9 protein-coding genes are annotated in these 12,647 nt (G+C 58.9%); 8 read left to right on the top strand and 1 reads right to left on the bottom strand.

Annotated features, from left to right (window positions below; all coding sequences use genetic code 11):
• The first annotated feature begins 121 nt into the window (after positions 1-121).
• Both LIS66_RS27705 and LIS66_RS08325 read left to right on the top strand, forming a co-directional pair.
• The gene (locus LIS66_RS27705) at positions 122-3,646 is read left to right on the top strand and encodes a calcium-binding protein (protein WP_265583217.1); all 3,525 of its coding nucleotides are present in this window, start codon (positions 122-124) and stop codon (positions 3,644-3,646) included.
• Between the two features lie 90 nt (positions 3,647-3,736).
• A complete protein-coding gene (locus LIS66_RS08325) occupies positions 3,737-5,584 on the top strand; it encodes a hypothetical protein (protein WP_227973972.1) in 1,848 nt (615 codons plus the stop codon).
• Positions 5,585-5,710: 126 nt separating this feature from the next.
• Here the strand turns inward: LIS66_RS08325 and uraH are convergent, their stop codons facing one another.
• Positions 5,711-6,064 (bottom strand): hydroxyisourate hydrolase, encoded by a 354-nt coding sequence (gene uraH / locus LIS66_RS08320; RefSeq protein ID WP_227973971.1) that lies wholly within the window; start codon positions 6,062-6,064, stop codon positions 5,711-5,713.
• Positions 6,065-6,483: 419 nt separating this feature from the next.
• On the opposite strand from uraH, the gene puuE reads away from it, so the two are divergent.
• The 6 genes from puuE to LIS66_RS08290 all read left to right on the top strand — a co-directional run bounded on the left by puuE (position 6,484) and on the right by LIS66_RS08290 (position 12,577).
• A complete protein-coding gene (gene puuE / locus LIS66_RS08315) occupies positions 6,484-7,410 on the top strand; it encodes an allantoinase PuuE (protein WP_042608504.1) in 927 nt (308 codons plus the stop codon).
• Entirely contained in the window at positions 7,407-7,922 is a 516-nt protein-coding gene (gene uraD / locus LIS66_RS08310; RefSeq protein ID WP_064364561.1) for a 2-oxo-4-hydroxy-4-carboxy-5-ureidoimidazoline decarboxylase, read from the top strand. The genes puuE and uraD overlap by 4 nt, the downstream gene beginning before the upstream one ends.
• An 86-nt stretch (positions 7,923-8,008) precedes the next feature.
• A complete protein-coding gene (gene alc / locus LIS66_RS08305) occupies positions 8,009-9,004 on the top strand; it encodes an allantoicase (protein WP_042608506.1) in 996 nt (331 codons plus the stop codon).
• Between the two features lie 149 nt (positions 9,005-9,153).
• Positions 9,154-9,657, top strand: coding sequence for an ureidoglycolate lyase (locus tag LIS66_RS08300; protein ID WP_227973970.1), 504 nt, complete (start codon positions 9,154-9,156; stop codon positions 9,655-9,657).
• A 51-nt stretch (positions 9,658-9,708) separates the two neighbouring features.
• On the top strand, positions 9,709-11,013 hold the full coding sequence (locus LIS66_RS08295) for a urate hydroxylase PuuD (protein ID WP_227973969.1): 1,305 nt from the start codon (positions 9,709-9,711) through the stop codon (positions 11,011-11,013).
• Positions 11,014-11,224: 211 nt separating this feature from the next.
• Positions 11,225-12,577 (top strand): nucleobase:cation symporter-2 family protein, encoded by a 1,353-nt coding sequence (locus LIS66_RS08290; protein ID WP_042608508.1) that lies wholly within the window; start codon positions 11,225-11,227, stop codon positions 12,575-12,577.
• Positions 12,578-12,647 lie beyond the last annotated feature (70 nt).

The following is a 12,647-nucleotide window of genomic DNA, read 5'->3' as shown; positions in this document are numbered from 1 at the left end:
CACCACGCCTGTAATCATTGACAGGCAATACATGGCAACAACCGCCTTATGTACAGCGCTGAAAAGAGCACCTTAATATCCGCCGCAATTCGATAACGACAGCCTGAACAAGGAAGTTCTCATGGCCACTTTGATACATGAAGCATCAATTCAAACCGATCCGGCAATTGCCCCGAACAACCACAAAGTTACCGACACGGTTGTTGTCACGGATATGCGTTTCGAGAGCAACGAGCGCAAGCCTGCAACCATTGACGCACCTGAAGATTCATCCAAGCCGAACCAGTTGAAGTTCGCAGACAACATATTCGGACCTTTGCAGATTGGCGACATATCAATAACACGAGTAGCGCTGGACCGCTTGGGCGCGACGGTCGATGGCAAACCTTTAAATGGTCGCAGTACTTTCAGTCGAGTACTTAAACGCTCTTTTATCAATGCCCTGCAATTCGACCTGAACAAAGTCGAACACGCGATGAAGACCGCCACTGGCAGTGATACTTACTTGTTGCCGAACCTGCTGTTTGAAATGGCCAGTCACCGTCCTCTGACCGCGCCGGCACTGTTCAGCGAAGCCATCACCGACGAAGGTGGTCCGGGTAACTACCGCCGCAAACTCCTGAAACTTGCCAACGCCGCGCAGGCACTCGACCTGCAGCATGTGCATCTGCCCAAGCACCATCCGCGCTGGAAAACATTGACCAAAAGCTACGCAGCACTCGGCTCCAGTGTCGGCATTCAGGGCTTCGGGATTTTCATGGGCCTGCGCGGAGTCGTCGATGCGATCAAGGCCGACAACACCACGGAAATCGCGATAAACAGCGTGGGAATCGCATCCGAACTGGGTTCGATCGCTGTCGACGTTACCGTCAGTAAAATTGCCACGCAGATGCTCACCGCCGGGCAGCACGCCTACCGCGACTTCGCCAGGACGCGAATGGCGGTCAGGCTGGGACGTTCGGGCGGCCTGATCGGTGGCGCTTTGACGTTGCCATTCGATATCTACACCGCGGTGCGATCCATGAATGCCGCCGAGAATGCGACGGGCAAGGAGGCGATGGATCACTATGTCAGCGCCGGCCTGAGCATTACCAGCGCGGCCATGACCGTGATCCTTGGGACTGCGGCGATGGCCGGATTTTCGTTCGCCGGCCCGGTCGGGCTGGCTGCCGGGGCGATTCTCGCTATCGGCTCGCAGGTTTATGGTGCGGTGCGCATCGTCGACGACATTGATGACTACATCGAGCTCACCCTCGATGAGCGGTGGCGCACCGGATGGTTTGCGTTCTGCATGCTGGATATCGATCAGAACATTCAAGATCGCTACGTCAAGGCCAAGACCTTGCTGCAGCACTCCGCCAAGTTGAAGGCGACAGCAAGGCAACTGCTCGATGGCCCTCTCAAGGACACCACCGAAGCCATCGTCAACGGTCAGTTCGAGGTGCGCCTGAGGCCGACCCAGGTCTGGAAGCGGAACTGGTGGACCAAACAGGATGCCTGGGAATCGGTACATGTCCCGGAAATAGTAGGCACTGACGACACCATCGATGCGCGCGCAGGGGTAACGAAGGACACGCCCGGTGCGCACCTGGGCACTGCAGCGGAGAACAAGAGCGTTCTCTGGCTGCTGACCGAAGGCGACGACTCGATCAAGGGGGTCGAAAAGAAACCGAATGTCTTTCATTACAAGTCGGGAAAAAAGAACCTGGCTGGCGGCGAGAAAGACGATCAATTCGTGTTCGACAATGCGGCGGACTTTCTCAAACAAGGCACGGATGCCACGCACTATTCGACACTTCGAGGCGCGGATGGCAACGACACACTGGTCCTCGGCGGCCATTATTCGAGTTTCCGCACAGCGAAAACCGGTTATGACGTCGACTTGCTGGCCGGTACGCTGCAGATCATCTCAACCGATCCATCTGCCGAACAGGGCAAGCAATATGTCCTGCACAGCTTGATAGACAGCATCGAAAACGTTGAAACCGTCGACAGCGCGGCGAGCATCGTGACCGGCACAGCACAACCCAACATCATCAAGGCGCGCGGCAGCGACGTCATCAACGCCGGCGCCGGGGACGACCAGATTTACCTGTCGCACAAGGACGCTCAGGCCTGCGGCGATGCCGGCGCCGACCAGTACTTCATCGCTCACGTGGCGGGGCGCTTCTCGATCTTCGAAGATGGCAAACAGCCGAGTTACATCGTATTGAACTGGAAGAAAGAGCTGATTGATTCCTGGCAAATTGCAGGTAACCACTTGATCATCACTTCCGGATTCGAATTCGATGACATCCCGAAGAATATCCTGACCATCCATGACGTTTACGAAGAAGACGCGGATGAACGGAAACTGATCAATAAAAACCTGACATTCATCACCCGCGACGGTTACCAGTTCACACTTGATCTGCCAGAGAAAGTCACCGAGGAAAAGACCGCCGATTTTTCCGAAACCATTATCAAGCTCGGCCAGCCGCAAAGACCCATCATCGTTTACGCAGATGAATGCTGGATCAGACATCAGCAGGAAGCGAGTTACTACCTGCCGCGCGCTAATAACATGACCACCTTCTACTCGGTACTTCGTCCTGGAATAGTCAGTAAAATCCATCTGGACTACAACAGCGATGAGCTGACAAAAGCCGAGGCGCATTTCTTTGCCGTCAAACATGAATCCTATCGGCTGACTGCAGGTTGCCATCTCGTTTATCACTTCGGCGATAAACGTATCAAGTTGAATTATTTCGCCGCCGCTCGTAATGAAGATGACCATGACAATCTGACTAAAATTCTGCGCACCATGGCGGGCCGGCCGTTTTTTCGCTATGTGCTGATTTTCAAGGACGGTGTTGCCCTGAATGCCGGCCTCACGGATGAAACCGATGCCCTGCCGGCGTTTTCCGATTACGCGGTGGCAAGGGAGTGGATTACTCCGATGACCCTGCCCCTGGCTTTTCGCTCACGGCGTTACAGTTATGCATTGCCGGAAAACCAGGCGCACGAAATGGGCAATCGACACTCCTGTGCCACGCTCACTGCCCTGACCGTGCAAACCGCCATGGAAAGCCTCATCGGTGAAGGCTCGACGTACCTGATTCATCTCGTTGCCGACACGACCCTTAAACTTTCGACACCCGGTGCACTCGCCGAAGCGAGCGTGCGGCTAGCGAATTCCTCCACGTGGGAACTCGACGCCACAAAGCTTGGTACGGTCGATATCGGACTCACCGACAACCGGTTATCCATCGGCACCTGCACCATTCATCTACCAGTGTATGAAAGCGAAGACCTGATCGATCAGATCCGCGTCATCACTGCGAACGGCGTAGTGCATACGGTCGATCTGGTGTTCGATCGGGTCTACCCGGATGGCCTGGATGCACGCTTCTTCGAAGCACCCGATGCTGCGAAACCGCTACCAGCAGCGCTCGCCTCATTGGCTGCCAATGTGGTCAAGGTCAGGAACGCCGAGTGGATTTTCGATGGGACAACTGCGCTCAGTTACAACTTCGCCGCCCACGGCTGGGTACTGCGTACCGACAAGTCACGCGTTGAAGCCTGTGAGGTGCGGGTGACGAATCGCTGCAGTCACCAATCCGGCATCTTCATACCCGCGCCACAGAGCGACGTTCCACCCGCTTGACGTCGAAATATCGTCTATCGATCCCTTAGCGAATAGTGCTTTCAGCCAGGCGCCTGTGCGCGCCTGCGCCTCACCTCATGAGTTTTCACAATGGCCAGACCACCGAAAAAAATCTCTGTCACGACAAAAGCCGACGCGCCCGCCACTTCAAGTGCAGGTGCACCAACACGCAGGAACAGCGTCGGGCTCGACATGCCTGACGCGCTGTTGCTGGGCATTGACCCGACGCCCGTCCGCCGTGGCGCGAACAGCCCTGCAGCAGCCGACAGCATGCCTACCGTGAGGATTCACGAGATACCGCCGCCAGTGGATAATTCCGGCACGGCACGCAGCGCGAGCGCTTGGCCGCAGGAACGTATTCACGAGCTGGTTCCGCTGTCGGACGACAATGGACTGTTCACCGGTCCGGATCAGCGCACCTATGCACAAATCGCCGGCCAAGGACGGTTTGAGGTCGAACGGGATCAGCACGGTCACTACCATTTGCCGCTGACCTTCGCACCCGGCGTCCACGGCCCTGCCCTGGTGCGCAACGAAGGACAGCCAAGCTGGCGCATCCAGCGCCCTGACAGGCAATCGATCCGGCCCGCCTCAACTGACCCACTCCGCCCGACCTATCTGACACCCTCGCAAGCCAGCGGGCTGACCAAAGCAGACCTCGCGACCGATGGCATCCGCTACAACAAGCTCAAACAGACCTTTGTGACTACGGCGGACGGCACGGTGATGGTCCGCCAAAACAAGGCCGGGGAATATCAGCAGGCATTTGCGTCAAGCCACGAGGCGCCTGATATCTATTTTGAGCAGATCCCGGGCACCGTGTTCTGGCGGCAGAAAACCAGCCGCACACAGCTCGACGACACGCCGTCGTCCGGCCGCCAACCGATCGCTGACGCAGACGAACCGATGGCCGGGCCGAGCAAACGGCCACGGCTGGAAACCGCAGCCGAACCAGCGGCAACGCACGCGGCAGCCGAGCCTGATCAGCAGGCCCCGTACTTCTGGCTGTCATGGGGCCAAATGAACAAGCTTGCAGGCATCGAGTCGGTGCAGCTTGGCTGGCTGCATTATCCCATCGTGCCAATCGGCTCGAACCTCGCGCCCAGTGTGTATTTCCTGCGTCACCCGGAGTTTGTGCCGGCACACTTTGAGGCTTTCGAAAACATGCTGGCCCACACGCCCGCGCTGCAGCCCGTGGCAACGTTTCGAACCGACAGCGATCCGCGCAAAATCCCTAAGGGAAAACGTTTGTTCGAAGAGCCGATCAGCCAGTCTGTTGCTCGTGCATTCCCTGATTTCTCCGCCGTGACTGCACGTGCGGTTGCCAGACGGTTGTTTGAGCTGGCAGATCACTCGCCGACCATTACCGGCACCGGGCTGATGAATATCCACACCGCGCTGCATCAGTGGCTGCACCCGCAACTTTCGACGACGCCGACACTGGCCCACCCGATCAGCATGCTGGCCGTGGCGCCTGATATCGATCTCGGCAGCAAAAGGCTGATCCGGATGCCGTCCGAGGAGGCCAGTGAGTTGCAACGGCTGACCTTCGATCCGCAGCGTTTTCCCTTGGCCTGGAATCATTACAAAACCTATCCCTCCGACCTCAACCTGAGACGTCTGCTCGGCTCCTTGCTGGTAAACAGCGGCTACGACATATTCCCGCTGACGCATGAACATCGCATGCCGACGCTGGTGTTCAGACGAGCCCATCACGATCAGGTTTTCCTGCTGAAACTGGGAGCGATCGACCAGGCGGGCCTGACTCACGTGCCCGGCAATGAACTGACTGAACCGAGCTTGCCCGCGCGGATCGGGCAGGACGCCTTCAAGGTTCTCACCGAGGCCGCTGCGCAACACAAAGTGGTGTGGCTGATCGGAGGTGTATTGAAAGTTGCCGGCAAGCCTGACTCGGTGTTCATCATCCGCGAGCGCTGAGCATCGCCCTCGAACGGCGGTCAGGAGGGCATCTTGCAGCAATAAAAAAAGCCCGCAGTGTGAGCGGGCGAAAGACCAAAGAAGCTATATGCGCAGTCGCTTCCCGGTGGGGCTGCTGCTTGGGGGTCAGCTGCCGCGATACGTGGAATAGCTGTAAGGCGAAATCAGCAGGGGCACGTGGTAGTGCTCCTGCTCCGCAGAGATACCGAAACGCAGCACCACCACGTCGAGAAATGCTGGCTCGGGCAGTTGCACACCGCGGGCGCGGTAGTAATCGCCGGCATGGAACTGCACCTGATAGACGCCAGTGCGATAATCGTCGCCTTGCAGCAGCGGTGCATCGACCCGGCCATCGCTGTTGGTTGTCGCACTGGCGATCAATTCCAGGTGCGATCCTTCAACGCGGTACAGCTCAACCTTGATCGAGCTGCCCGGGCAACCGTGTGCAGCGTCTAAAACGTGTGTTGTCAAACGTCCCATTGATTCTGCGCGCCTGGCCGCCCTGGGCGATCAGACTTCGCGCCTCCCGAAGTCAGGTGAAAGGAGACCGCACCGATTCGGAGCACGAAAAGTTGCGGCGAGCGACTGATTAAGACACTTTTCAAAAAAATTGTACACAATAAAAACGACATTTTTCGCTTCACCCCCGCCATCCGGGCGTTTATCGCCAAACTGCAAGTAAAGCGCCTGCTCATTGAACCTTCTATTCATTAGCTGACTGGTCAGGCAGGTTTCTTGCAGGCTTGAACCGTTAACAGCAAAAGATGACGGCCGGTGAAAAATGCGAAAATTCAGGCTTACAAAATGTAAATAAAGTTGTATACAATCAGCCCATCGCTGTGACGCCAGCCTGCCAGGCCGCCACACCAATCTGTCAACGTACAAGAAGGAAGACTGCAGTGAGCGCTGACTACCCACGCGACCTGATCGGTTACGGCAGTAACCCTCCTCACCCACACTGGCCGGGCAATGCCCGGATCGCGCTGTCCTTCGTGCTCAATTACGAAGAAGGCGGCGAGCGCAATATTCTGCACGGCGACAAGGAATCCGAAGCCTTCCTGTCCGAGATGGTCGCCGCTCAGCCGCTGCAAGGCGCGCGCAACATGAGCATGGAATCGCTTTACGAGTATGGCAGCCGTGCCGGCGTCTGGCGCATTCTGAAGCTGTTCAAGGAATTCGACATTCCGCTGACCATCTTCGCCGTGGCCATGGCCGCCCAGCGTCACCCGGATGTGATCCGTGCGATGGTTGAAGCCGGCCACGAGATCTGCAGCCACGGTTACCGCTGGATCGACTACCAGTACATGGACGAAGCGCAGGAGCGCGAGCACATGCTCGAAGCGATCCGCATCCTCACCGAACTCACCGGTGAACGTCCGCTGGGCTGGTACACCGGTCGCACCGGGCCGAACACCCGTCGCCTGGTCATGGAAGAAGGCGGTTTCCTCTACGATTGCGACACCTACGACGACGACCTGCCCTACTGGGAACCGAACAACCCGACCGGCAAGCCGCATCTGGTGATCCCGTACACCCTCGACACCAACGACATGCGCTTCACGCAAGTGCAGGGCTTCAACAAGGGTGACGATTTCTTCGAATACCTCAAAGACGCCTTCGATGTGCTGTACGCCGAAGGGGCCGAGGCGCCGAAAATGCTCTCGATCGGTCTGCATTGCCGTCTGATCGGCCGCCCCGGTCGCCTCGCTTCGCTCAAGCGCTTTATCGAATACGCCAAAAGTCATGAACAGGTGTGGTTCAGCCGTCGCGTCGACATCGCGCGTCACTGGCAGCAAACCCACCCGTACCAAGGGACTGCAAAATGAGCCGCTTTCAAACCCTGCAACCGTCGACCCTGAGCCGCGACGCTTTCGTCAACGCTTTCGCCGACATTTACGAACACTCGCCATGGGTGGCCGAAAAGGCCTACGACCTCGGTGCGGATGCTTCGATCGACGAGATCGAAACCCTGCACCAGCGCATGAGCGATATCCTGTTGAGCGCCGATCATGCCAGCCAGCTGGCCCTGATCAACGCTCACCCGGACCTGGCCGGCAAAGCCGCCGTCCAGGGCCAACTGACCGAAGCCAGCACCAATGAACAGGCTGGCGCCGGTATTCACCAATGCACGGCCGAAGAGTTCCAGCGCTTCACCGAGCTGAACGACGCCTACAAGGCCAAGTTCAAGTTTCCCTTCATCATGGCGGTAAAAGGCAGCAACCGGCATCAGATCCTCGCGGCGTTCGAAACGCGCATCAACAATTCGGTGGAAGCCGAATTCAAATGTGCGCTGGCGGAGATCAACAAGATTGCCCTGTTCCGTTTACTGACCCTTTAGCAAGCTTGGCCCGAGCGTGAATGAACGCGTAACGCCCAGGGCCCTGCAAGCATCCCCAGCCACTAATTCAAAGGCAGACAAGAAGAATGAAAGCTTACGCCGTACCTTTCGAAAAATACGTCAACCTGGCCGACGCCCGTCTGGGCACCAAGATCATTTCGGTCACCGATGACTGGTTCGCAGACGCCAATCGTCTGTTTCAGCCGACCCCGGCCGTATGGAAGGAGGGCGTGTTCGATGACAACGGCAAGTGGATGGACGGCTGGGAGTCGCGCCGCAAGCGCTTCGAAGGTTACGACAGCGCGGTGATCCGTCTGGGCGTACCGGGCTCGATCAAAGGCGTGGACATCGACACTTCATTCTTCACCGGCAACTACCCGCCATCGGCCTCGCTGGAAGCCTGCTTCCTGGCGTCGGGCGAGCCGGATGAGAACACCCAGTGGACTGAAGTGCTGTCGGCCGTCGAGCTGCAGGGCAACAGCCACCACTACCACGAAATCAGCAACGACCAGGCCTTCAGCCACTTGCGTTTCAACATCTACCCGGACGGCGGCGTCGCGCGTCTGCGTGTGTACGGCATTCCGTTCCGCGACTGGTCGGCAGTGGGTGACAACGAGCAAGTCGATCTGGCCGCAGCCCTGAACGGTGGCCGCGCCCTCGCCTGCTCCGACGAACACTTCGGCCGCATGAGCAACATCCTCAACCCGGGCCGTGGCATCAACATGGGCGATGGCTGGGAAACCGCGCGTCGTCGCACCCCGGGCAATGACTGGGTGATCGTCGCCCTGGGTCATCCGGGCGAGATCGAGAAGATCGTCGTCGATACCCTGCACTTCAAAGGCAACTACCCGGACACCTGCTCGATCCAGGGCGCGTTCGTCAAGGGTGGCACCGACAGCCAGATCGAAACCCAGTCGCTGTTCTGGCGCGAACTGCTGCCAAGCCAGAAGCTGGAAATGCACGCCGAGCACACCTTCGTCGAGCAGATCAAAGCGCTGGGCCCGATCACCCACATCCGCCTGAACGTGTTCCCGGATGGTGGCGTGAGTCGCTTGCGTGTACTGGGCAAGGTCGCGAAATAACACCGCACCCTGTGGCGAGGGAGCTTGCTCCCGCCGGGCTGCGAAGCGGCCCCAGGAAAGGCGGGAGCGCTACGCACTCCAGCGGGCGCAAGCTCCCTCGCCACAAAGGCTGAACCGAACAACACAGAATTTTGGATAAGAAGAACAGCATGCGCACATTGACGATTGAACCGCTGACCAAAGAAGCCTTCGCCCCTTTCGGTGACGTGATCGAAACCGACGGCAGCGATCACTTCATGATCAACAACGGTTCGACCATGCGCTTCCACAAACTGGCGACGGTCGAAACCGCGACGCCTGAGGACAACGCAATCATCAGCATTTTCCGCGCGGATGCGCAGGACATGCCGCTGACCGTTTGCATGCTGGAACGCCATCCGCTGGGCAGCCAGGCTTTCATTCCGCTGCTCGGCAACCCCTTTCTGATCGTGGTCGCGCCAATTGGCGATGCACCTGTATCAGGCTTGGTCCGCGCCTTCGTCACCAACGGCAGGCAGGGCATCAATTACCATCGCGGAGTCTGGCACCACCCGGTGCTGACGATCGAAAAGCGGGATGACTTCCTGGTGGTTGATCGCAGTGGCACAGGCAATAACTGCGATGAGCATTTTTTCAAAGAGGATGAGCGTCTGATCCTCGCCCCCCACCAATAAGAGAAGGTCTGATCACTCGACAACAAGAGTGACAGGCGAGAGGTAAAGACTGTGGAAGCACATCTGTTGGAATGGCTGAACCTGAGCGTGCGCTGGGTTCACATGATCACTGGCGTGGCCTGGATCGGCGCGTCGTTCTACTTCGTCTGGCTGGAGAACAACCTCAACCGCGTCAACCCGAAAACCGGCCTGGCCGGTGATCTGTGGGCGATCCACGGCGGCGGCATCTACCACCTGGAAAAATACAAACTGGCCCCACCGTCCATGCCGGACAACCTGCACTGGTTCAAGTGGGAAGCCTACTTCACCTGGATGTCGGGGATCGCGCTGCTGTGCGTGGTGTTCTACTCCAACCCGGTGCTCTACCTCGTGGCACCCGGCAGCGGCCTCAGTGGCCCTGAAGGCGTGGCCATCGGTATCGGCTCGCTGATCGTCGGCTGGTTCGTCTACGACTTCCTCTGCGATTCGGCCCTGGGCAAGAAGCCCGCCCTGCTCGGCTTCATCCTGTTCGTCCTGATCATTGCCGCGGCCTATGGCTTCAGCAAAGTGTTCAGCGGTCGGGGTGCGTACCTGCACGTGGGCGCGATCATCGGCACCATCATGGTCGGCAACGTGTTCCGCATCATCATGCCGGCACAACGGGCACTGGTCGCGGCGATCGCCGAGAACCGCACGCCGGATCCGGCACTGCCGGCCAAGGGTCTGCTGCGTTCGCGGCACAACAACTACTTCACCCTGCCGGTGCTGTTCATCATGATCAGCAACCACTTCCCGAGCACCTACGGCAGCCAGTACAACTGGTTGATCCTGGCCGGGATCGCGGTGTTGGCGGTGTTGGTGCGTCACTACTTCAACACCCGTCACGACAGCCACAAGTTTGCCTGGACCCTGCCGGTCGCAGCGGTGGGCATGATCAGCCTGGCCTACGTCACCGGCCCGACGCCGATGTCGAACGCACCTGAAGTGGCCAAGGCGCCAGCCAAAATCGAATACCAACCGCTGCCGGAAACGGCACTGGGCGGTGGTGCAAAACCGGCTGAAGCGGCGGCACCTGCTGCACCTGCAACCGCCCCGGCGCAAGCCTCCAATGCCGGCCCCGGTTTCGACAAAGTGCACAACGTGATTCAAGAGCGTTGCACGGTGTGCCATTCGTCCAAACCGACCAGTCCATTGTTCAGCGCAGCCCCGGCCGGGGTGATGTTCGACACCCCCGAGCAGATCCGCCAGAACGCCGCGCGCATTCAGGCGCAAGCCATCACCACGCAGATCATGCCACTGGGCAACATCACCCAGATGACCCAGCAGGAACGTGACCTGATCGGTGCCTGGATTGCCCAGGGAGCGCAGACCAACTAAGCCACACAAAAGCCTGTGTAAAAGCAGGCTTTTGTGGCGAGGGAGCTTGCTCCCGCTGGACTGCGCAGCAGGCCCTGCTCTTCTGAAGAGAGGGGTCGCTTCGCGCCCCAGCGGGAGCAAGCTCCCTCGCCACAAGACCTGATGCAAATAAACAGCTGTGAGCAACCCGGCAGCTGTTAATCACAAGAATAAAAAAGATCCGAGGTGTTGCATGTCCGAGCTGTCCAAAGCGCGCATCCCCGACGCACCCGCCATTCAGCGTTTGCCCCTTTTGCAACTGATCCTGGTCGGTCTGCAACATGTTCTGCTGATGTACGGCGGTGCCATCGCGGTGCCGCTGATCATCGGACAGGCCGCTGGCCTGAGTCGTGAAGAAATCGCCTTCCTGATCAACGCCGATCTGCTGGTCGCCGGGATTGCCACCATCGTGCAGTCGCTCGGCATCGGCCCGATGGGCATTCGTATGCCGGTGATGATGGGCGCCAGTTTCGCCGCGGTCGGCAGCATGGTCGCCATGGCCGGCATGCCCGGTATCGGTCTGCAAGGCATCTTCGGTGCGACGATCGCCGCCGGTTTCTTCGGCATGCTGATCGCACCGTTCATGTCCAAGGTCGTGCGTTTCTTCCCGCCGCTCGTCACCGGCACGGTCATCACCTCGATCGGTTTATCGCTGTTCCCCGTGGCCGTGAACTGGGCCGGTGGTGGTGTCGACGCCGCCCAATTCGGTTCGCCGATTTATCTGGCCATCGCTGCGCTGGTGTTGGCCACCATCCTTTTGGTCCACCGCTTCATGCGCGGATTCTGGGTGAACATTTCCGTGCTGATCGGCATGTGCCTGGGCTACGTATTGTGCGGCGTGATCGGCATGGTCGACCTCAGTGGCATGGCCAGCGCACCGTGGATTCAGTTTGTCACCCCGCTGCATTTCGGCATGCCGAAGTTCGAGCTCGCGCCGATTCTGTCGATGTGTCTGGTGGTGGTGATCATCTTCGTCGAGTCCACCGGGATGTTCCTCGCGCTGGGCAAGATCACCGGCCAGGAAGTCTGCCCGCGCATGCTCCGTCGCGGCTTGCTGTGCGATGCCGGCGCGTCGTTCTTCGCCGGTTTCTTCAACACCTTCACCCACTCCTCGTTCGCGCAGAACATCGGCTTGGTGCAGATGACCGGCGTGCGCTGCCGTTCGGTGACGATCGTCGCCGGCGGTCTGCTGATCGTCCTCAGCCTGCTGCCGAAAGCGGCATTTCTGGTGGCATCGATTCCACCGGCGGTGTTGGGCGGCGCGGCGATTGCGATGTTCGGCATGGTCGCGGCCACTGGCATCAAGATCTTGCAAGAAGCCGACATCGGTGACCGGCGCAATCAGTTGCTGGTCGCGGTGAGCATCGGCATGGGCCTGATCCCGGTGGTGCGTCCGGAATTCTTCGCTCATCTGCCGATGTGGATGAGCCCGATCACCCACAGCGGCATCGCCATGGCCACCCTCAGCGCGCTGACCCTGAACCTGCTGTTCAACATCCTCGGCGGCAAGGAGCGTGCGGCGATCAACGATTGCCATGCTCATTGACAGCCTCACCAATTCCCCCTGTAGGAGTGAGCCTGCTCGCGATTGCGTCTTTTCAGTCAACTGATTTGTT

The sequence above is a fragment of the Pseudomonas sp. HN2 genome (assembly GCF_020736465.1).
GTDB lineage: Bacteria > Pseudomonadota > Gammaproteobacteria > Pseudomonadales > Pseudomonadaceae > Aquipseudomonas > Aquipseudomonas moraviensis_A.
Note: the sequence above shows the minus strand (reverse complement) of the source record. Positions and strands in the feature narration are given on the sequence as shown.